Raw genomic sequence first — 20412 nt, 5'->3', positions numbered from 1 at the left:
TGTTTAATCGTATTAATATTTTTATTTGGAGGCGAATAATACTTTGCAACCACACATCAAACAAGTTTCATACTTAAAACTCGTCCTTCCATCTTCTTAATGCGGTAAAGATCTCAACCTCGGTACTATCTTGCACTTTACTTGCTACCGATTTCTTTACATTCGCTTCACTTGTTCTTAAAAAAGGATTAATGAGTTTTTCTCGTTGTAGAATCGATGGAATCGTCGATTTACCATGAGCTCGTAGATGAAGAACTTTTTCTCTATAACGTAATAGATAATCATTATCTGGCTCAACGGCGAGTGCAAATGCCAAGTTTGATGCTGTGTATTCATGTGCACAGTAGACTTCAGTTTCATCAGGCAATGCTGCCATTTTTTGTAATGAGTTAAACATTTGTTCAGCAGTGCCTTCGAATAATCGACCGCAACCCGCAGAGAAAAGAGCATCACCACAGAAAAGTTTTTCATCGCCAATATAAGCAACATGGCCATTGGTATGCCCAGGGACACCTAACACCATGAATTGCTCATCAAATAACTCAACAAAATCGCCATCTCCAACGGGGTGAGTTAAGGTTGGAATAGGTTCATTCTCTGGGCCTACAACATTAACGTTAGGGAATTGTCTTACCAACTCAGGAACGCCACCGATATGATCATGGTGGTGGTGTGTAATTAAAATTGCATCTAAAATAAAGTCATGCTCTTTAATGCACTCTAAAACAGGGGTAGCATCACCGGGATCGACAACAACACAATGATTGTCATTGTTGTGAATTAACCAAATGTAATTATCATTAAATGCAGGTATGCTTTTTACTGATAGCATTCACATTTCTCCAAACTTTTTATTATTCGATGGTATAGGTAACGATCTTGATTAAGCCAGCACTGCTTGATAAAAAAATTGAAAAACCACATTCATGGGAAGATATCCCTCATGGTGAGTGGATTTGTGAGCTTATTCAATCACGTTTGGATGAGTGGTGTCCCAAACTATTCGGTTACCATATGCTCAAAATTGGTGGACTAAGTGCTGAGTTAGATAGTCGCTTTTGTAATATTAAACACCAAGTTAACCTAGATAACAAAAATTCGCTAAGAAATATTACTGCAGAATTGCCTCAATTACCGTTTCTTGAAAAAAGTATAGACGCTTGTGTATTAGCTCATCAGTTAGATTACTCATCAGACCCTCATCAATTACTCAGAGAAATAGATCGAGTGCTTATTGGTGACGGTTATGTCATCTTGACGGGTTTTAACCCTATGAGTGCTATTGGGCTTGCGAGTTTGTTTCCATGGCGTAAAAATAATTTACCTTGGAGTGGACGTATGTTTACTCCTCACCGAATTAAAGATTGGTTGAGCGTATTGAATTTTGAAGTGGTGTACAGTGATTGTTTTGCTTTAGCTCCACTGACTCGTTATCGCACGATGTGGACATGGTTTGAAGGGCTAGGTGGTGATGCTGTTAAGCCTATTAGTGGTATTTATTTTATTGTTGCGAGAAAACGAACGTATCCATTAAGACCAATAAAATCGGCTTGGAAAAAGAAGCCAAAGTTGGCTCCTATTTCTGTTGCTCAAACCCGCCAAGGAAAAATGAAATCTGATTAACCAGGGTAACCCGTATCATCTTGAGTCGGGTTTTCGGCTGCTGTTCTTGCTAATTCATCACACATCTCGTTCTCTCGATGACCTGCGTGACCTTTTACCCAGCGCCAATCAATTTTGTGGCGTTCAGATTCAGCATCTAACTGTTTCCAAAGATCGGCATTGACTACTGGCTTTTTATCTGCTTTTTTCCAATCTCTTTTTTTCCAACCGTGGATCCATTGAGTGATGCCTTGACGAACATACTGGCTGTCTGTTGTTAATATGACAGAGCATGGCTCCTTTAGGTTACGTAGAGCTATCACTGCTGCTAGCATTTCCATACGGTTGTTAGTGGTTTTATTAAACCCTTCTGAAAATGTTTTTTCTGTCCCTTTATAGCGCATTACAATGCCATAACCGCCTGGACCTGGGTTACCTAAACAAGAACCATCTGTGAAAATTTCAACCTGTTTCATTATCTCTGTTATCATTAGAGGAATTTAGAAATAGTCTGACACAAATGAACCTATGAATGCTAGCAACAATTCTTCGAATCGAATTATAGTTCTCGATACAGAAACCACAGGTATGAACTTCTCTGGTGGTCCTGTTTATGAAGGTCACCGTATCGTTGAGATCGGTGCCGTAGAGATCATTAACCGTAAATTAACCGGTAATCACTTCCATGTGTACATTAAGCCAGATCGATTAATCGATTTAGAAGCGATTGATGTTCACGGTATTACTGATGAATTCCTATATGATAAACCTGAATATAAAGACATCCATGATGAATTCCTTGAGTTCATTAAAGGGGCTGAGTTAGTTGCTCATAACGCGCCCTTCGATGTTGGCTTTATGGATTATGAATTCAGTAAACTCAATAAGTTAATTGGTACCACGGATCAGTATTGTAAAATTACCGATACCTTGGCCATGGCGAAAAAGATATTTCCAGGTAAACGTAATAACCTAGATGTCTTGTGTGAACGCTATGGTATTGATAACTCACACCGTACTCTCCACGGCGCCTTGCTCGATGCCGAGATCCTAGCTGATGTTTACCTGTTAATGACTGGCGGGCAGACAAGTTTGAGTTTTTCATCTGGAGAAAATTCATCTGATTCAGACGAAGAAACCATTAAAAGACTGAATTCAGGTAGAAAAGGATTAAAGGTTTTACGTGCAACGGCCGATGAATTAGAAGCGCATGAAAAGCGTTTGGATATTGTTGGTGATGCCTGTTTGTGGCGTAGTTAGGAGTTTGAGTATGTGGCGGTTATTGATAATTGCACTTTTTGTCCCTATGGTTTCTTGGGCGAAAAGTACGGAGATGTCTTGGTTGGATAACCGTTTTCGTGTTGATCCTACGATTAAACAAGTTTCTTTTTTAGTTTATCGTGAGAAAGCATCTCAAGCTGTCACACTTGTTCGCCCTGATGGCACCAAATATTACGCTTGGGAACATCCTAAGAATGTCGCTTGGTATGAAGAAAATGGCATGGATATTATTTCCATTGAAAATCCAATGCCTGGGCCATGGCAAGCAATAGGTAAGATCACTCCTGAAAATAAAGTGAAGATTTTATCTAACTTAACGTTAAGCGTTGATACCTTACCAAAGAAATTGTATCAATCTGAAACGCTCAAGTTTACTGCACGTTTAGAGCAAGATGGAAAGCCATTAGTTTTAAGAGATTTTTTAAATCGTATTAAATTAAATGTGACGTTTACGCCTTATCTTGCTAATGAAAAAGAGCTAGTAAAAGAAGCGCGCCCATTACCTGAAGTTCTAGGAACGTTTGAGGATGATGGTGAAGGGTTGGATGAGGTTGCTGGCGATGGTGTGTTTACGGTTAACTTACCAGTTAATATTAAACCAGGAAAATATTGGGTTCGCATTCAATCTCGTAACGGTGTTTTCTTAAGAACCGTTGAGCAAGATGTATTGGTATACCCTGCGCCTATTCGTGCAAGCTTTACGCAAGCACGTAATGAAAACCGTAAACATACCATGACTATAGATACGGAAGCTGGCGCAATAAAAGCAGGTTCACTTGCGGCTCATATTGAACAAGTTGATCCAAAAGAAAGAGTAACGATTACTCAAGCTCAGTCAGAAAAAGACGAAACTAAATTGTATTTTGATTTACCAAATAGTTATTTACCGGGTAAAAACTCATGGTTTGGATGGGTGTATGCAACGGATATGGCAACAGATAGACCATTGCAATTTAATTTAGGAACTCATAATTATGGTGTTACTGAACCAATTGATTTAAAAGCTGCACATGAAGCGAGACTAAAAGCAGCCGCTGAGAAGAAAAAACTTGAAGAGCAGCAAAGAATAATAGAAGAGCGAGCAGAGGCTCGTAAGTGGCTCTGGATTTATGTTGTTGCCGGTAATTTATTGATTATAATGCTTATTTTTGCCGGGATTTTAGCTTGGAAAAAAATCAAGGTAACAAAAGCGGTAAAAGATGCAGCGCCAAAAGCAGAAAAGTTATCTATGCCACCGCCGCCAAAAGTATAAAATCACGTTAGTTAAGATTAAAACCGCAGTTTTTGCGGTTTTTCTCATTATTACGTCTTCTTTTGTAGTGTTTTGTTACATTTAGCCCAAAGTTAACGTTTGCTTTTTTATAAAATTTGAATTATCGATGTGGCTTATTTATACTCCTCGCTTCAATTAAGTGAGGTATGTTTTGATTACATGTAAGTCGAAGTTAGAAGCTGCATTTAAGCAAGCGCTAGAAGCACATCATCATGAACAAAAACAGCTAACAGTAGCTGCTCAAGAACTAGGTTCATGCAATAAAACGATTGATTGCTTATCACTTGAAGAAATAATTTATTTAAAATTAGTAATGTCTTTACCTTAATAAGATAGAGACATTATGAAAAAGGCCAGAGTAATGTTAGTTACTCTGGCCTTTTTTGATTTTAAGGGTTATGCAATTTTACTGTGCTCAACACTGTGGTTTTGTGGTTTTACGATAAGTTCGCTTGGGTCAAAATCATCAACGTTGATGGTTGCTAATCGACTTTTCTCTGCTTTACGTAATAACAGCGCTTCTTTATCAGAAATTATATTGAGTTCTAATCCAACTTTCGCCACGCGATCAAGCTGCATAAATGGTAAACGTTGCTTAGACTCTTTGCATACGCGGTCATAAATTGGTTCAGCAGTTAAAATATCAATTAATGCTTCTTCCATTTTTCCTACAGGGTTAAAGCGACTTGCTTCCAAGAATAACCCTCGACCAATTCGACTACGAACGCCTGACGGTTCTTGAAGAATACGCGCTAATTTATGGTCAAGTTTGTCACTTGGTTTCTGACGACGAAGCCCGGTTGGTAATAGAATAAAGCGCATCGCACCAGCAACAAATCGATTTGGAAAGTTAAACAGTAATCCATCAATCGCTTGTTCTGCTTGATGCAGAGAATCTTGAACACTCCAATGAACCAGAGCTAAATCTTCTTTTTGACGACCATCATCATCAAAACGTTTTAATGTTGATGTTGTTAAATAAAGTTGACTTAATACATCCCCAAGACGTGCAGACATACGTTCACGACGTTTTAAACTTCCTCCTAATACAGCCATTGAAATATCAGACAGTAAAGCAAGGTTTGTACTGTATCGGTTTACTTGTTGGTAATAACGTTTAGTTTCATCATTAAATGGTGTTTTCGAGCCATAACCATCCGTTAAGCCAAGCCAGAAACTGCGAACGAAATTACTGATACCAAAACCAATATGTCCAAAGACTGCGGAATCGAATTGTTCTAATGATGCTTTTTTATCATCAAGATAAGCGGCATCCATTTCAGCAAGTACATAAGGGTGACAACGAATAGCTCCTTGGCCATAAATGATCATTGAACGAGTAAGAATGTTTGCTCCCTCAACAGTGACAGCGATCGGTGAACCTTGATAGCCTCGAGCTAAGAAGTTGGAATTACCTAAACAGATCCCTTTACCACCTGAAATATCCATTCCATCAATAGCGACACGCTGAGCTCGATGTGTACAGTGGTATTTCACAATTGCAGAGATAACAGATGGTTTTTCGCCTTGAACAATACCTGCAACGGTTAAGTTACTCGCAGCGTCCATCATATAAGCATTACCTGCCATACGTGCTAATGGTTCTTCAATACCTTCCATTTTACCAATAGGAAGCTTAAATTGACGACGAATGCGAGCGTAAGCACCTGTTGCAAGTGCTGCTGTTTTCGCTCCACCTGTGGCATTAGATGGCAGTGTAATACCACGACCAACCGACAAGCATTCCACTAGCATACGCCAGCCATGTCCTGCCATTTTTTCTCCACCAATAATGTAATCCAGCGGAACAAATAGATCGTTACCTTGAGTTGGACCATTTTGGAATGGTACGTTTAATGGGAAATGACGACGGCCAATTTTAACACCATCTAAATCCGTCGGGATAAGAGCACAAGTAATACCAAGATCTTTTTTATCACCAAGTAAACCATCTGGATCTTGAAGTTTGAAAGCTAAACCTAAAACGGTAGCGACAGGGGCGAGTGTGATATAGCGTTTGTTCCAAGTAATACGCATACCTACGACTTCTTCACCTTCCCACATGCCTTTAGTCACAACACCATAGTCAGGAATCGAGCCAGCATCAGAACCAGCTTCTGGACTTGTTAGTGCAAAACATGGGATCTCTTTGCCTTCAGCTAAGCGAGGTAAATAATAGTTTTTTTGTTCCTCTGTACCGTAATGTTGTAATAACTCACCAGGACCTAATGAATTAGGAACACCGACAGTGATAGAGAGTACGCCAGATACGCTAGTTAATTTTTGAAGTACGCAAGACTGAGCGTAAGCAGAAAATTCTAAGCCGCCATATTTCTTTTTAATGATCATAGCAAAGAATTTATGATCTTTTAGGTATTGCCATACTTCTGGTGGAAGATCGGCAAGCTCATGGGTGACTTCATAGTCATTAACCATACGACACACTTCTGTTACTGGACCATCCATAAAAGCTTGTTCTTCATCTGATAGCGTATTTTTAGGGATACCATGAAGAAATTTCCAATCAGGGTTACCTTTAAATAATTCGGCTTCCCACCAAACTGTACCGGCTTCAATCGCATCTTTTTCGGTTTGTGACATCTCCGGCATAACGCCTTTGAATAGAGAAAGTGCTTTATTACTGAATAGAGATTGTCGAATTGAAGGAATATTTAGGGGAACTGAAACCAGTAAAAAGACAGCCCAAGAAATAAAACCTGCGTAACCTAACCCAGAGCTAATGGCAAGAATACCTGCAATAACCAAGGTTGAGGTTTTCAAAGATTGTCGATGATAGCTTAATGCAGCAAGTGCAATTACTGTTGCTAATAGTGTCAGGGCCATGTGATTCTCCTTTTCCGGCGCTGCTCTGTTTGTAGGAACAGAGGTATTACGATTACATGTCGTAAATTTATTATTTAGGTAAGAGGTCTAACCAGTTAAATTAAGTGTAGCTCTAATGTTAATAAAAAGTAAATAACGCTCGTGATTAAAAAGTGATCTAGGTTGAGTAATTAATAAACAATATTCATTTTTCAGTGAGTGATATCTGCTTTTTTGCAGGGGAAAGAGTGATATTTTTGGAGAAGAGAGAAGAAATATAGAGTGAATCTCTTTTAAAGATAAAAGGGGATAGGTACACTGAGATTAGCCCCAATTAGGGAAAATAATAAAAGAGAGTATCCTATGTCTTATCAAGATCTGATCCGTTCTGAATTAACAGAAGCCGCTCAAGTACTGAATGACTTTTTAGCTGATGATAAAAACATTGCTCAAATTGAGCTAGCTGCTAAAACGATTGCTGATTCATTTAAACAAGGTGGTAAAGTACTGTCTTGTGGTAATGGTGGTTCACACTGTGATGCAATGCACTTTGCTGAAGAGTTAACAGGTCGCTACCGTGAAAATCGCCCAGGATACCCTGGTATTGCGATTTCAGATCCTAGCCATTTATCTTGTGTAAGTAATGACTTTGGCTATGACCATGTCTTTTCTCGTTATACACAAGCGGTTGGTTCAAAAGGTGATGTATTGTTTGGTTTATCTACATCAGGTAACTCAGGCAATATTATTAAAGCAATTGAAGCCGCAAAAGAAAAAGGCATGAAGACAATTGCATTAACGGGTAAAGATGGCGGTAAAATGGCGGGTCTTGCGGATGTTGAAATCCGTGTACCACATTTTGGTTACGCAGATCGTATTCAAGAGATTCACATTAAAATTATCCACATTGTGATTCAATTGATTGAAAAAGAGATGGAAGCATAATCTATCTTGCAGCCTATCTTGATATTTATATATTGAGATAGGCTATTTTGCGCATAAAGGAGTAACGCAAGTATGTGTGAACTGCTCGGAATGAGTGCTAATGTACCAACAGATATTTGTTTTAGTTTTAAAGGATTAGTTCAGCGTGGTGGTAATACAGGACCACACCGTGATGGTTGGGGAATTACTTTTTATGAAGGGAAAGGATTTCGTACATTTAAAGACCCTACGCCAAGTTGTCATTCAAAAATAGCTGAACTTGTTCAAGATTACCCTATTAAGAGTAAAGCGGTAGTCAGTCACATTAGGCAAGCGAACCGAGGTGATGTAAACCTTGAAAATACACACCCTTTTACTCGTGAGTTATGGGGGAAGTATTGGACGTTTGCTCACAATGGTCAGCTAACGGGGTTCGACCAATTATCTACAGGACGTTTTCGACCTGTTGGTGAGACAGACAGTGAACGTGCTTTTTGTTGGTTATTAAATCAATTAGAAGATAAGTATCCTGAACCTCCTCAAGATATGATGCTGATGTTTGAGTTTGTTTCTGAGTGTAGTGATCATTTAAGAAGCTTAGGGGTATTCAATATGCTATTAAGTGATGGTGAGTATGTGATGACTTACTGTTCAAATAATTTGCATTGGATAACTCGAAGAGCACCTTTCGGTCAAGCCTCCTTAATTGATGAAGACGTAACGATTGATTTTCATAAAGAGACAACCCCAAACGATGTTGTTTCGATTATAGCTACGCAACCTCTGACGGATAATGAAGAGTGGCGTAAAATGAAAGTCGGTGAGTATGCGTTGTTTCACTTTGGAGAGCTAAGTGCAGGAAACCACGATACGGTTCCTGATATGGCACCACCTCCATCTGAGTGTCCAGTAAATAGTGCTCTTTAGCATTAAAAGTACGTAGAACTTAAAAAGCCGCTTAGTTATTTAAGCGGCTTTTTTGTATCTATTCTGTCTCTAAACCGGATAGACCTAATTCGGTACCATCAAGAATCGCTTTCCCATCGACCATGGTTAATCTTTCTTCTACCAACCAATTCGCTACCATAGGGTAAATGACATGTTCTTGGGCTTGTACACGAGATGCTACATCTTCTGCATTATCGTTTTCAAAGATAGGAACTTTAGCTTGAAGGATAACAGGTCCACCATCTAATTCTGGAGTGACAAAATGCACACTTGTTCCATGCTCTTTATCTCCAGCATCAATAGCACGTTGATGAGTATGTAATCCTGTGTATTTTGGCAAAAGAGAAGGGTGGATATTGAGCATTTTTCCTTGGTATCGAGTGACAAATGCTTCACTTAAAATTCGCATGAATCCAGCAAGGATAATGACATCGGGTTTGTGGAGGTCGATTAGAGTAGCTAGAGCATCATCATATAGCTCACGACTATCATATGTTTTGGCATTTAAAGAATGCACATTAATATCAGCATCAATGGCTCTCTGTAATCCGTAAGCGTCACTTTTGTTAGAAATAACAGCAGCGATACGTGCATTAGGGATTTTATTGCCACAAGCATCAATAAAGGCTTGTAAGTTGCTGCCATTACCTGAAACTAAAACAACAATATTCTTCATCATACCTATCTTTTTAATTTGTAATGAGAACTATTCGAACATAAATAATAGCTATAAAAAAGGTGATCGATAAAATGATCACCTTTTATTTTTTCTTTATGAACTAAGTCAAAGTTTAAAGAACGATTAACGGATCTCTACTTGTTCTTCGCCTTGCTCTGCTGCTGCAATTTCGCCGATAACCCAAGCGTTTTCACCTTCAGCATTTAATAAAGCAACCGCTTGTTCTGCTTGATCTTTTGGAAGTGCAACAACAAGACCTACACCACAGTTGAAAGTGCGGTACATTTCGTAGGTATCAACGTTACCTTTTTCTTGTAACCAGTTGAAAATAGCAGGCCATTCCCAGCTGTTACCATCTACGACAGCTTTTGTGCCTTGTGGTAAAACGCGTGGAATATTTTCCCAGAAACCACCGCCAGTGATGTGTGAGATAGCATGAATATCATGCTCAGCAATCATCTTAAGCGCTGATTTAATATAGATTTTCGTTGGCTCAATTAGGTGAGCAGCAATAGTTTTGCCATTTAACTCTTCGTTAAGATCAGCATTTGATACTTCAAGGATCTTACGAATTAATGAGTAACCGTTTGAGTGTGGGCCACTTGAACCTACAGCGATAAGAGCGTCACCAGCGGCAACTTTAGTTCCGTCAATAACGTCTTCTTTTTCTACAACACCAACACAGAAGCCTGCAACATCGTAATCTTCGCCTTCATACATACCTGGCATTTCAGCGGTTTCACCACCAATCAATGCACAACCAGCTTGAATACAGCCTTCACCAATGCCTGTAACTACTTCAGCAGCAACATCAACATCAAGTTTGCCTGTTGCATAGTAATCAAGGAAGAAAAGTGGCTCAGCACCTTGAACAATTAGGTCATTTACACACATCGCAACTAAGTCAATACCAATGGTATCGTGCTTATTTAAATCGAGCGCTAGACGAAGTTTTGTACCTACGCCATCGGTACCAGAAACTAAAAGTGGTTGCTTGTATTTCGTCGGAAGTTCACATAACGCACCAAAACCACCAATGCCGCCCATTACTTCTGGACGACGAGTGCGTTTTACTACGCCTTTAATTCGATCAACAAGTGCATTACCAGCATCAATGTCTACGCCAGCATCTTTGTAGCTAAGAGAAGTTTTGTTGTCGCTCACGGAGGTGTCCTCGCCATAGGTTGGATTTCAAAAATCCGCGCCATTCTAACAGCACAATGTAAAAAGGGAAACGTTTGCGTAAGGAATTTTGCATAATTTTTGTAATAAAAAATAATAAACTCGGTAAACGATTTCAATGCTAGTGAATTATTTTCATATAACTTAATTTTTTAATGAAAAAGTATGTATAATTAGAAGGTTTGATTAATGTATCTGGAGTCAGAAATGAAAGTTGTTGAAGTAAAACACCCGCTAATAAAACATAAAATTGGTTTAATGCGCGAAGGCGAGATCAGTACTAAACGTTTTCGTGAATTAGCAACGGAAGTAGGTAGCCTACTTACTTATGAAGCAACATCAGATTTTGAAACAGAAAAAGTAACTATCAACGGCTGGAATGGCCCTGTTGAAGTTGACCAAATTAAAGGTAAAAAAGTAACTGTTGTTCCAATTCTTCGTGCTGGTCTTGGTATGATGGATGGCGTTCTTGAGCATATCCCAAGCGCACGTATCAGTGTTGTTGGTATTTACCGTGACGAAGAAACACTAGAACCTGTACCATACTTCAACAAATTGGCTTCTAACATCGATGAGCGTATTGCTCTTGTTGTTGACCCAATGTTAGCAACTGGCGGTTCTATGATTGCAACTCTGGATCTTCTTAAAGAGAAAGGTTGTAAGCACTTTAAAGTTCTTGTGCTTGTTGCTGCTCCAGAAGGTATTGAAGCATTAGAAAAAGCGCACCCAGATGTAGAGCTTTACACAGCAGCTATTGATGAGAAGCTAAATGACAAAGGTTACATCGTACCTGGTCTAGGCGATGCTGGTGATAAGATCTTCGGTACTAAATAATTTAGTTTAGACACTAGAAATGAAGAATTAAAAAAGGCTTGATGAATTAATCATCAAGCCTTTTTATTATCTAGACCCTTAATCTATTTATCTTCTTCCATTTGTGCATTATTAACAACGTGGCTTTCACCTAAGTCATTTGGAAGAATTAAATTCAGAGTAATAGCAACGATACCGCAAAGACTTACACCTTGAAGGTTGAAGTCACCAATACCTACAGCCATACCACCAATACCGAAAACAAGCGTTACACCAACAATCGTAAGGTTACGAGCCTTATGCAAGTCAACTTGGTTTTTAATCAACGTATTTAGACCTACTGTTGCAATAGAACCAAATAATAAGATCATAATTCCACCCATCACAGGAACTGGAATGGTTTGTAGCATTGCACCTAATTTACCAACTAACGCAAGAACAATGGCGCACACAGCTGCCCATGTCATGATTACAGGGTTAAAAGCTTTAGTCAGCATTACGGCGCCGGTCACTTCACTGTATGTTGTATTTGGTGGCGCACCAATGAAAGAAGCGGCCATTGTTGCAATACCGTCGCCTGTGATAGTGCGGTGTAACCCTGGTTTTTTAAGGTAATCTTTCCCTGTCACGTTTGAAATTGCAAGCATGTCACCAACGTGTTCAACAGCAGGTGCAATTGCAACTGGGATCATAAACAGAATCGCATTAATGTTGAACTCAGGGAAAGTGAAGTTTGGTAGTGCAAACCAAGCGGCTTGATGAACTGGGGTAAAATCAACAACACCAAAGATAAGGCTAAGAGAGTAGCCAACTATGATGCCTGAAATAATTGGAAGAAGCTTAAAGAAACCTTTTGCAAAAACACTAACGGCAATCGTAGTAAATAATGAAGCCGCAGCAATCCACATCGCTAATTGACCATCAACAAGTTGATAAGCACCATCGCCTGTTTTACCTAGTGCCATATTTACAGCTGTTGGTGCTAATCCTAAACCAATTACCATAATAACTGGGCCAACAACAACTGGTGGCAGTAACTTATGGATAAAAGCCACACCTCTTACTTTAATTACAGCGCCCAAAGCGACATAAACTAAACCTGCAACCATTAGGCCACCCATTGTAGCTGGGATCCCCCATGTTTGGGTTCCGTAGATAATTGGAGCGATAAAAGCAAAGGAAGAAGCGAGGAAGATAGGAACAGAACGACGTGTAACTAATTGAAAGAGTAGGGTACCGACACCAGCACCAAATAGAGCAACATTGGGATCTAGGCCAGTAAGGAGGGGGACAAGCACAAGTGCACCAAATGCAACAAATAGCATTTGAAATCCCTGAAATAAATTATAAAGCATTTCCATTTCCAGTAGTGAATTTGAGGGATTCTATCATTATTAGAAATAAAAATATCTTGATTTCGGTCGTGAAAAAATAAAACTTTTTATAAAAGTTGCTCTCTAATGGTATGAAATTTAGATCTTGGTCAATTCAATTCCTTGCTGAATAAAGGGATAGCCCTTATTATCGGCGGTAAATTATAAAAGTAATTATAGGTTGTTTGATGTTACGTATTTTGTGTTTATTAATGTGTATGGTTGTAGGACCGGTTTTTGCTCAACAGCAAAACGATCTTTATCATACTGAAGTGCAATTAACAGGATCTGATAAAGCTGAAAATATTGCTAAACAAGAAGGTTTAGTGAATGTGCTTATCAAGGTATCAGGGCAAACTGATATTGCTCGAAATGAGGTGATAAAAAAAGCGCTAACACAAAGTGATCGCTACGTAACACAAATGAGTTTTGTTGAATATGACAATGCCCCTCGTGCTATGAAGCTTGGTTATAATTCTAAAATGGTACTTAACCTACTGACTCAATCTGAGCAAAGTATTTGGGAAACGCCTCGTAAGTCGGTATTGGTTTGGATTGTTAATGAATATAACTATCAAAGAAGCATCATTTGGGAGCAATCAAATAATTCGTTAATTACACGAATTAAAGAAGCGGCAAATGAGCGTGGATTGCCTGTTATGTTCCCTGTTGGTGATTTTGATGATGTAACATCAATTGAAATTCCAGACTTATGGGGTAACTTTAAAAAGCCGATTGCTGATGCAAGTGAACGTTATAACCCTCAAGCTATTCTTGTGGTAAAAGTGCGCGTAATAGTTCATCTTGGACATTATTTGATACTACGCCACAATATTTGCCTACGACATCAACAAAACCGTTAGAAGGTCGAGAATCTGGAGCGGTTCAACTTGCTGATATGGTAAATAATGTTAGTGATTACTTTGCCAAGAAATACACCAAAAATTTAGGGGCTGTAGTTAGTCAGTCTGAGATGATTTCAATTGAAGGAGTTCATTCAACACGAGCATTCTTTACGATTGAAAAACAACTTAAGCAATTAAATTCAGTTGCAAGTGTTCAAGTTGATACGATTCAAGGCAATAAAGTGACTTACACGCTAAACTTACTTGGTGATTTTGAGCAATTTAACCAAGAGCTGCTAAACAAAAATAAAGCGCTTTCCCTTATCCCTGAACTAATTGAAGAAGATAAAGCGATTGAAAATGCAGAGCTTGATGTTAATGATGCAGCAATAGAGCAAGTTACTCCTGTTGCTGAAGAGCAAACAATGGAAGAGCCTATTATTGAAGAATCTGAAACAACTGAACAATCAGAAGAAACAATGCCTGTTATTCATGCTTATCAATTGAGCAGCAAATAATATTGATGATAAAAAAGGTGACTGCATAGTCACCTTTTTTCTTTCGCTATCTCTGATCTCTTACTGTGATTGGTCTCATTCTGTGAACTTTTCTTTCTCTAGCTTTTCGACTTCAGATAAACGTTTAAGTTTTAACCCTAATTCTTTGCCTCTTAGACGAGCGTAGTAAATATTGCCTAAGAAGGCTCCTGTGGTTAAAACCAATTCAATAGCCGCTAGGTAGCGTTCCCCTTCGTCTAGCCATAAGATTGTTAACGCATGTAGGAAATAGAACATTAAAATAAAGTTCGCCCAAGCATGTGTGTAAGGCTTTCCTTCAATGATTCCTTTTAATGGGAATAGCATGGGAATGACCCAAGCAATCGTAACGCCATATGAGTTAATTAAAGGGTGCGGTGAAAGTAGACTATGCCAAAGGATAATAAAGCCAAGTAGAGATAAATTACAAAATAAAGCAAGTAAACGGTAGCGCTTAGTCTCTGCGCTCATTGCAACTGATTCCATGTTCATTCCTTGTTTTTATGTCAACCTAAGTAAGTATGTGGCTACTTACTTAGGTTGGTATTCCTTATAAAATCTCTAGCACTTGCTCTGGTGGGCGTCCAATTCTTGCTTGATTGTTGTTTGTAACAATTGGACGTTCAATGAGTTTCGGTGTTGCCACCATAGCTTCGAATAATTGCTCATCAGTAATCGATGCTTCTGCTAAACCTTGCTCTTTGTATTCCGCTTCTTTTGTGCGCATCATATCGCGAACAGAACTAAAACCTAGCTGAGCGAAAATCGTTTTTAATATGTCGATACTTGGTGCTTCATCTAAGTATTTTACGATTTCAGGTGTGATCCCTTTTTCTTCTAGAAGAGATAAGGTTTCACGGCTTTTTGAGCAACGAGGGTTATGATAAATAACAACAGACATATACTTTCCTTTCTATTATAAGGCGCTAAAACGCTCTCTTGATAAACGAAGCTGATCGATTCTTGCGTCGTATCTAGCTTGATCTAAACTACCATACTCAACTAGTTGACTGGCTTGAGTATAATTATTTAATGCTTTGTTCCACATGCCTTTTAAAGCGTATACTTCAGCACGAGCTGCGAGTTCCCCATCAGAGCTACCATTGTCATGATAAGCCTTAGCAAGGAGTTGCCATCCAGTGGGGTCATCTGGGTGGTCATGTGTATAGCGTTGTAATACACGCACCGCTTCAGAAGGTTTATTAGATTCTGTTAATGCATGTGCATAATTAATAGTTAGTACTGGATTATTAGGAAGTTGTACCAACCCATCTTTTAAACGTTTTAGAGCTTGTTCATTTTTCTTCGTATACAGATCTAAGTCTGTTGCTGCATCTATATAAAACGTATTTAAAGGATCGTTTTTTAGTAATTTATTTATTAATGGCTGCGCTTTGTCGTATTGTTTTGAATCGATGTAAACCAAGGCTTTTCCATATTCTAATGCTTGTTTTATGTCGGTATTGTGTGTTTTGGATTTTCGAGCGAACCAATCCAAGGACGCACTGCTATCAATACCTGCAAATCGAGCTACAATACGTGAACGTGCAAGATGGTAACGTAATGATGTATCAACTCGTCTCATTGGATATTGCTGTGCTCGTTCTCGACTATCGGTAATACGAGATGTTGGTAATGGGTGAGTTAATAGCATTGCTGGTGGTGTACTTGCGTAGCGATATTGGTCTGCTAAACGAGAAAAAAATCGAGGCATAGCAGAGACGTCAAACCCTGATTTTGCAAGCGTATCAATACCAAATCGGTCAGCTTCTTTTTCGTTACTTCGAGTATAGTTTATTGAGCTTTGCATCGCTCCTGCTGTGGTGGCGTGAATAGCTGCAATCCCTGCTTCTGGTGCAGCAATAGCAAGTAATAATGAACCAACTAAAGCAGCGACTGTGGCTGGAGAGCGACGAGCTTGTTCTTCCATACTACGAGCTAAGTGGCGCTGAGTAATGTGTGCAATTTCGTGAGCAACGACAGAAGCTAATTCACTTTCTGTTTGGGCATGCAAAAATAACCCTGAATGAAGAGCGACATAACCACCAAAGAAGGCAAATGCATTAATCTCTCTGTTATTAATTAAAAAAAAGTGAAAAGGCGTTTTGACATCATTGGCATTAGCGACTAATCGATGTCCTAAGTCTTGTACATATTCAGCTAAAACTGGATCATTAATAACAGGTTGGCTTGCTCGTAGCATACGCATATAAGCATCACCATAAATTAACTCTTGATCTATGGTTAAGGTGGAAGCCGCTGTTGTACCAATATCAGGTAAATTTAAATCATTTTTTGCAAAACTCGGAATTGAGCTTGTAAGTAATGATGCAATAAGTAACCCATTGGCCAGTTTTTTTAGTTTGAACATGTATTTTTAACAAATCCTTTTAATAACACTTTGCTATTAATTGATGATAACGTAAACCTGTCGAATAAGAGTATCAAAATTAAAATAGGTTTCTTTTTTGTATTAATTATGTGATTTATACTCTTAAATGAAATCTATCATATATATAGAGTTGTGGAATGGAAACCCAAAGCCTTGATTTAACCCAACATCGGTGCCCAATGTCTTTACTTTTGGCTAAAAGAGCAAGTCAGGCTTTGGTGACTAATGAAATCTTACAAATTAAAGTCGTCGACAAAGCTTCTTTAGCCGATATGATTGCTTATTTTGAACGCCAGTTATTTGAAGTTCGCCTAGAGCATGCAGATGCTTATTCGTTTTTAACCGTAATTAAAAAGTAGAAATTGTTATGTTAGATATGGTTACCCAGTGGTATAAGCGCCGCTTTTCAGATCCTCATGCCGTTAGTTTGGCTGCTATCCTTATTGTTGGCTTTATTACTATTTACTTTTTTGGTCACTTAATTGCGCCATTGTTAGTTGCCATAGTCTTAGCGTATTTATTAGAGTGGCCTGTTGCCAAACTAACTCGTATTGGTTTACCAAGAGTACTCTCAGTAATGCTGGTTATTATCTTGTTTATTAGTCTTATGTTATTGGCTGTTTTGGCCTAGTTCCGACTATTTGGACGCAAGTAGGTAATTTAATTAATGATGTGCCATCCATGTTTAATGGCTTAAATAGTTTCTTATCAAGTTTACCTGAGCGTTACCCTGAATTTATTCAACCTCAATCAATCGAGACTCTATTAGAAACAATACGAGTTAAAGTTCTTGGTATGGGAGAGAGCATAGTCAAAGGCTCGCTATCATCATTAGTAAGTTTAGCAGCGCTTGGTGTTTATCTTATTCTTGTACCACTGCTAGTGTTTTTCTTATTAAAAGATAAAGATGAGATGGTTGGCACTATGAGTAATCTTTTACCTAAAAATCGTCGTCTGGCGACGAAAGTGTGGTTGGAGATGAATGAACAGATAAGTAATTACATTCGAGGTAAAGTCGTCGAAATTTTAATTGTAGGAACTGTCAGCTATTTAACCTTCTTTATTATGGATTTACGTTACGCCTTATTACTAGCCGTAATGGTGGGGTTTTCTGTGCTTATTCCTTATATTGGCGCTGCGGCTGTAACGGTTCCTATTGCGATTGTTGCTCTATTCCAATGGGGGTTAACGCCAGATTTTTATTGGTTATTGTTAGCTTATGCCATCATTCAGGCTCTGGATGGTAATGTGTTAGTTCCCGTTTTATTTTCTGAAGCGGTTAATTTACATCCTGTGGCTATTATTGTTTCTGTTTTAGTCTTTGGTGGATTATGGGGCTTTTGGGGAGTCTTTTTTGCAATTCCATTAGCAACATTGGTGAAAGCGGTTTGGAAAGCGCTTCCTGCAACAGAAATAGAAGCGAATTATTAATACGGCAATAAAAAAGGCGATACTCGTGGTATCGCCTTTAATTTTTATAAGTTCAAATTATTTATTATTCAAATAATCTAATACTACTTCATGGTGATCTTTGGTCTTAAATTTAGTGAAAACGTGCTCAATAACACCTTCCTCATTAATTAGAAAACTGATGCGATGTAAACCATCGTACACTTTACCCATGAATTTTTTCTCACCCCAAACACCAAATGCATCTGCAGCAGCATGATCTTCATCTGATAGTAAAGTGAAGTTCAAATTATCACGCTCGATAAATTTACCAAGACGTTTTACAGCGTCAATACTGACACCGAGTGTAACTACGTTATGGGCTTCAAGTTCTGATTTAATATCACGAAGACCTTGAGCTTGAACGGTACATCCTGGTGTCATTGCTTTAGGGTAAAAGTAAAACAGTACTTTCTTACCTTTAAAATCAGAAATCGAGACGCTTTCTCCATTTTGATCTAAAAGCGATACATTGGGTGCAGTTGAGCCTGCTGCTAATGGTGTGATCATTCTCTTTCCTTTTATGGGTTTATACCAATCCACATCGCTAGTTGCTCATTCTTTCTTGTTCAACTACTTATCCGGAATGGTATTAGGTCTATTTGCCTTTAATTTTTATAGAAATTGATTTTACCACTGACATTTAATGAAGCGCATAAGGATTCAAATTCTTCTTGAATCTCAATGATATGGCACTCTTTAAATATTTCGGCCGTAATTTGGATCTGAAATGTATTTTGATTTTCTGATTTTTTTAATGTTTGAGCACTGAGTGTTTTCAAATCGATATCTCGATTAGCAAGAAAATCGGTAAATTTTTCAGTCAATCCTGGACGGTCTTCTGATTCAATAAATGCGTCAATGGTATAGAAAATGTCTTTTTCTTGATGAGGTGAAGTACGTTTCATCATGGTAATTAGATCATGCTGTTGACCTAATAGTGGTAATGTATTTTCAATTCGAGAGATAGCGTTTGCTGTACCTGATAACAACATGATTAATGTGAACTCATTACCAAATGAGGCGATACGGCTATCTACTATATTGCAGCTTGACTCAGTGACAAGGCGAGTCACCTTATTCGATATACCCGGTCTGTCTGTGCCGACCGCAGTAATTACAAGGTATTGAGACATAAAAAACTCGTTGTTGAAAAAGATATCTACATACTAACACGCAAGTGATTGTGTGATAAGCAAGCAATAGTGAACAATCGTCAAAAAAAAGACTCTACAACATAGGCTCTAATGTAATATCCTTGAGTTATATTGATTGAATGGTTCTGCTCATTGTGTAAGAAGATGAAAACCAGATAACACATCATGGTCAAGGATGGTGATTCTTTACGATGAAGTTAATTGAATAACAGAGCCAATATTGTAGCAGCAGATAGAAAGGGAGAAGGATATGTTCTCAGGTAGCATTGTCGCTTTAGTTACACCATTGGATACTGATGGTGAAGTAGATTACAACAGTTTAAAAAGCCTTGTTGATTACCACATTAAAGCGGGCACAAATGGTATTGTGGCTGTTGGTACAACAGGGGAATCAGCGACATTAAGTGTAGAAGAGCATGTCAAATTAGTTATGAAGACCCTTGAGTTCGCTGATGGCCGAATTCCTGTAATTGCAGGAACGGGTGCAAATGCAACTCATGAAGCGGTGACATTTAGTAAGCTTTTCCATGATTCTGGTGTTGCTGGTTGTTTAAGTGTTACGCCTTATTACAATAAACCGACTCAAGAAGGTTTGTTCCAGCACTATAAAGCGATCTCTGAAGCAACAGATATTCCTCAAATTCTTTATAATGTACCAGGACGTACAGCAGTAGACCTTCTTCCTGAAACGGTCGCGCGTCTTGCTGAGCTTGATAACATTGTTGCATTAAAAGATGCAACAGGTGATTTAGACCGCGTGGCGATTACTCGTGAACTTTGTGGTGAAAACTTTATCCAACTAAGTGGTGATGATGCTACTGCGCTTGATTTTGTTAAATTGGGTGGCCATGGTGTCATCTCTGTAACGTCAAACATTGCAGCAAAAGACATGGCGACCATGTTTGCTTTAGCTGCTCAAGGTAAGTTTGAAGAAGCTGAAATCATTAACCAACGTTTAATGCCGTTACATAATGATTTATTTGTTGAAGCTAACCCAATTCCGGTTAAATGGGCGGCACATCGTTTAGGTATGATTACTCATTCGGATATTCGTTTACCATTAACGGAATTAAGTCTGTCAGCACAGCCAACGGTAGAGCAAGCGCTGAAAAGTGCGGGTTTGTTGAAGTAGTAG

Annotated in this window: 22 protein-coding genes and 1 pseudogene; 12 read left to right on the top strand and 11 right to left on the bottom strand. The window is 38.6% G+C overall.

The genetic code is table 11. From position 1 onward, the window contains the following. Positions 1-73 precede the first annotated feature (73 nt). A complete protein-coding gene (gene gloB, locus AAFX60_010775; protein ID XDF77183.1) occupies positions 74-832 on the bottom strand; it encodes a hydroxyacylglutathione hydrolase in 759 nt (252 codons plus the stop codon). Between the two features lie 50 nt (positions 833-882). Here gloB and AAFX60_010770 point away from each other — a divergent pair, with 50 nt between their 5' ends. Next, positions 883-1623: a methyltransferase domain-containing protein gene (locus AAFX60_010770; GenBank protein XDF78928.1), complete on the top strand. Its 741-nt coding sequence runs from the start codon at positions 883-885 to the stop codon at positions 1621-1623. Here AAFX60_010770 and rnhA read toward each other — a convergent pair. Next, entirely contained in the window at positions 1620-2093 is a 474-nt protein-coding gene (gene rnhA / locus AAFX60_010765) for a ribonuclease HI (GenBank protein XDF77182.1), read from the bottom strand. The two genes, AAFX60_010770 and rnhA, sit on opposite strands and share 4 nt — an antisense overlap. Positions 2094-2130: 37 nt before the next feature. Here rnhA and dnaQ point away from each other — a divergent pair, with 37 nt between their 5' ends. The 3 genes from dnaQ (at position 2131) to AAFX60_010750 (ending at position 4484) form a co-directional block, all read left to right on the top strand. Continuing rightward, on the top strand, positions 2131-2862 hold the full coding sequence (dnaQ, locus tag AAFX60_010760; GenBank protein ID XDF77181.1) for a DNA polymerase III subunit epsilon: 732 nt from the start codon (positions 2131-2133) through the stop codon (positions 2860-2862). Between the two features lie 10 nt (positions 2863-2872). Then, positions 2873-4135, top strand: coding sequence for a TIGR03503 family protein (locus AAFX60_010755; GenBank protein ID XDF77180.1), 1263 nt, complete (start codon positions 2873-2875; stop codon positions 4133-4135). Between the two features lie 172 nt (positions 4136-4307). After that, positions 4308-4484, top strand: coding sequence for a hypothetical protein (locus AAFX60_010750; protein ID XDF77179.1), 177 nt, complete (start codon positions 4308-4310; stop codon positions 4482-4484). 68 nt (positions 4485-4552) lie between these two features. On the opposite strand, the gene fadE is transcribed toward AAFX60_010750, so the two are convergent. Next, complete coding sequence (gene fadE / locus AAFX60_010745) at positions 4553-7000, bottom strand: acyl-CoA dehydrogenase FadE (protein XDF77178.1); 2448 nt, start codon at positions 6998-7000, stop codon at positions 4553-4555. Between the two features lie 342 nt (positions 7001-7342). Between fadE and lpcA the strand changes: the two genes are divergently transcribed. Beyond that, positions 7343-7924 carry a D-sedoheptulose 7-phosphate isomerase gene (gene lpcA, locus AAFX60_010740; protein XDF77177.1) on the top strand — a complete coding sequence of 194 codons (582 nt, stop codon included), beginning with the start codon at positions 7343-7345 and terminating at the stop codon, positions 7922-7924. 72 nt (positions 7925-7996) lie between these two features. Next, entirely contained in the window at positions 7997-8830 is an 834-nt protein-coding gene (locus AAFX60_010735; GenBank protein XDF77176.1) for a class II glutamine amidotransferase, read from the top strand. A gap of 58 nt (positions 8831-8888) precedes the next feature. Here AAFX60_010735 and purN read toward each other — a convergent pair whose 3' ends face one another. Further along, positions 8889-9527: a phosphoribosylglycinamide formyltransferase gene (gene purN, locus AAFX60_010730; protein ID XDF78927.1), complete on the bottom strand. Its 639-nt coding sequence runs from the start codon at positions 9525-9527 to the stop codon at positions 8889-8891. 126 nt (positions 9528-9653) lie between these two features. Beyond that, a complete protein-coding gene (gene purM / locus AAFX60_010725) occupies positions 9654-10694 on the bottom strand; it encodes a phosphoribosylformylglycinamidine cyclo-ligase (GenBank protein XDF77175.1) in 1041 nt (346 codons plus the stop codon). 225 nt (positions 10695-10919) lie between these two features. Here purM and upp point away from each other — a divergent pair, with 225 nt between their 5' ends. Next, a complete protein-coding gene (gene upp / locus AAFX60_010720; protein ID XDF77174.1) occupies positions 10920-11546 on the top strand; it encodes a uracil phosphoribosyltransferase in 627 nt (208 codons plus the stop codon). Positions 11547-11629: 83 nt separating this feature from the next. On the opposite strand, the gene AAFX60_010715 is transcribed toward upp, so the two are convergent. Then, positions 11630-12880 carry a uracil-xanthine permease family protein gene (locus AAFX60_010715; GenBank protein ID XDF77173.1) on the bottom strand — a complete coding sequence of 417 codons (1251 nt, stop codon included), beginning with the start codon at positions 12878-12880 and terminating at the stop codon, positions 11630-11632. A gap of 206 nt (positions 12881-13086) precedes the next feature. On the opposite strand from AAFX60_010715, the gene AAFX60_010710 reads away from it, so the two are divergent. After that, on the top strand, positions 13087-13761 hold the full coding sequence (locus AAFX60_010710) for a DUF2066 domain-containing protein (protein ID XDF77172.1): 675 nt from the start codon (positions 13087-13089) through the stop codon (positions 13759-13761). Next, positions 13734-14261, top strand: a complete 528-nt coding sequence (locus AAFX60_010705; GenBank protein XDF77171.1) for a hypothetical protein — start codon at positions 13734-13736, stop codon at positions 14259-14261. The genes AAFX60_010710 and AAFX60_010705 overlap by 28 nt, the downstream gene beginning before the upstream one ends. Before the next feature lie 75 nt (positions 14262-14336). Here the strand turns inward: AAFX60_010705 and AAFX60_010700 are convergent, their stop codons facing one another. The 3 genes from AAFX60_010700 to AAFX60_010690 form a co-directional block, all read right to left on the bottom strand. After that, complete coding sequence (locus tag AAFX60_010700; GenBank protein XDF77170.1) at positions 14337-14765, bottom strand: DUF2069 domain-containing protein; 429 nt, start codon at positions 14763-14765, stop codon at positions 14337-14339. Positions 14766-14829: 64 nt separating this feature from the next. After that, complete coding sequence (gene arsC / locus AAFX60_010695) at positions 14830-15180, bottom strand: arsenate reductase (glutaredoxin) (protein ID XDF77169.1); 351 nt, start codon at positions 15178-15180, stop codon at positions 14830-14832. Positions 15181-15195: 15 nt separating this feature from the next. Then, positions 15196-16650, bottom strand: a complete 1455-nt coding sequence (locus AAFX60_010690; GenBank protein XDF77168.1) for a M48 family metallopeptidase — start codon at positions 16648-16650, stop codon at positions 15196-15198. A 158-nt stretch (positions 16651-16808) separates the two neighbouring features. On the opposite strand from AAFX60_010690, the gene AAFX60_010685 reads away from it, so the two are divergent. Both AAFX60_010685 and AAFX60_010680 read left to right on the top strand, forming a co-directional pair. Next, positions 16809-17030 carry a sulfurtransferase TusA family protein gene (locus tag AAFX60_010685; protein ID XDF77167.1) on the top strand — a complete coding sequence of 74 codons (222 nt, stop codon included), beginning with the start codon at positions 16809-16811 and terminating at the stop codon, positions 17028-17030. Positions 17031-17038: 8 nt separating this feature from the next. Further along, a pseudogene (locus AAFX60_010680) lies at positions 17039-18102 on the top strand (AI-2E family transporter). A gap of 57 nt (positions 18103-18159) precedes the next feature. On the opposite strand, the gene bcp reads toward AAFX60_010680, so the two are convergent. Further along, positions 18160-18627 carry a thioredoxin-dependent thiol peroxidase gene (gene bcp / locus AAFX60_010675; protein XDF78926.1) on the bottom strand — a complete coding sequence of 156 codons (468 nt, stop codon included), beginning with the start codon at positions 18625-18627 and terminating at the stop codon, positions 18160-18162. Between the two features lie 101 nt (positions 18628-18728). Beyond that, the gene (locus tag AAFX60_010670; protein XDF77166.1) at positions 18729-19256 is read right to left on the bottom strand and encodes a glycine cleavage system protein R; all 528 of its coding nucleotides are present in this window, start codon (positions 19254-19256) and stop codon (positions 18729-18731) included. 271 nt (positions 19257-19527) lie between these two features. Here AAFX60_010670 and dapA point away from each other — a divergent pair, with 271 nt between their 5' ends. Beyond that, on the top strand, positions 19528-20409 hold the full coding sequence (dapA, locus tag AAFX60_010665; protein ID XDF77165.1) for a 4-hydroxy-tetrahydrodipicolinate synthase: 882 nt from the start codon (positions 19528-19530) through the stop codon (positions 20407-20409). The last annotated feature ends 3 nt before the right edge of the window (positions 20410-20412 follow it).

The organism is Aliivibrio fischeri (assembly GCA_038993745.2).
GTDB lineage: Bacteria > Pseudomonadota > Gammaproteobacteria > Enterobacterales > Vibrionaceae > Aliivibrio > Aliivibrio fischeri_B.
This window is presented reverse-complemented; position numbering and strand designations above follow the sequence as displayed.

What these genes read in the sequence shown, in the direction of transcription:
- gloB (XDF77183.1), bottom strand. Translation starts at nt 832, where the DNA reads ATGCTATCAGTAAAAAGCATACCTGCATTTAATGATAATTACATTTGG.
- rnhA (XDF77182.1), bottom strand. Translation starts at nt 2,093, where the DNA reads ATGATAACAGAGATAATGAAACAGGTTGAAATTTTCACAGATGGTTCT.
- dnaQ (XDF77181.1), top strand. Translation starts at nt 2,131, where the DNA reads ATGAATGCTAGCAACAATTCTTCGAATCGAATTATAGTTCTCGATACA.
- AAFX60_010755 (XDF77180.1), top strand. Translation starts at nt 2,873, where the DNA reads ATGTGGCGGTTATTGATAATTGCACTTTTTGTCCCTATGGTTTCTTGG.
- fadE (XDF77178.1), bottom strand. Translation starts at nt 7,000, where the DNA reads ATGGCCCTGACACTATTAGCAACAGTAATTGCACTTGCTGCATTAAGC.
- lpcA (XDF77177.1), top strand. Translation starts at nt 7,343, where the DNA reads ATGTCTTATCAAGATCTGATCCGTTCTGAATTAACAGAAGCCGCTCAA.
- AAFX60_010735 (XDF77176.1), top strand. Translation starts at nt 7,997, where the DNA reads ATGTGTGAACTGCTCGGAATGAGTGCTAATGTACCAACAGATATTTGT.
- purN (XDF78927.1), bottom strand. Translation starts at nt 9,527, where the DNA reads ATGAAGAATATTGTTGTTTTAGTTTCAGGTAATGGCAGCAACTTACAA.
- upp (XDF77174.1), top strand. Translation starts at nt 10,920, where the DNA reads ATGAAAGTTGTTGAAGTAAAACACCCGCTAATAAAACATAAAATTGGT.
- AAFX60_010715 (XDF77173.1), bottom strand. Translation starts at nt 12,880, where the DNA reads ATGCTTTATAATTTATTTCAGGGATTTCAAATGCTATTTGTTGCATTT.
- AAFX60_010710 (XDF77172.1), top strand. Translation starts at nt 13,087, where the DNA reads ATGTTACGTATTTTGTGTTTATTAATGTGTATGGTTGTAGGACCGGTT.
- AAFX60_010700 (XDF77170.1), bottom strand. Translation starts at nt 14,765, where the DNA reads ATGGAATCAGTTGCAATGAGCGCAGAGACTAAGCGCTACCGTTTACTT.
- arsC (XDF77169.1), bottom strand. Translation starts at nt 15,180, where the DNA reads ATGTCTGTTGTTATTTATCATAACCCTCGTTGCTCAAAAAGCCGTGAA.
- AAFX60_010690 (XDF77168.1), bottom strand. Translation starts at nt 16,650, where the DNA reads ATGTTCAAACTAAAAAAACTGGCCAATGGGTTACTTATTGCATCATTA.
- AAFX60_010685 (XDF77167.1), top strand. Translation starts at nt 16,809, where the DNA reads ATGGAAACCCAAAGCCTTGATTTAACCCAACATCGGTGCCCAATGTCT.
- AAFX60_010670 (XDF77166.1), bottom strand. Translation starts at nt 19,256, where the DNA reads ATGTCTCAATACCTTGTAATTACTGCGGTCGGCACAGACAGACCGGGT.
- dapA (XDF77165.1), top strand. Translation starts at nt 19,528, where the DNA reads ATGTTCTCAGGTAGCATTGTCGCTTTAGTTACACCATTGGATACTGAT.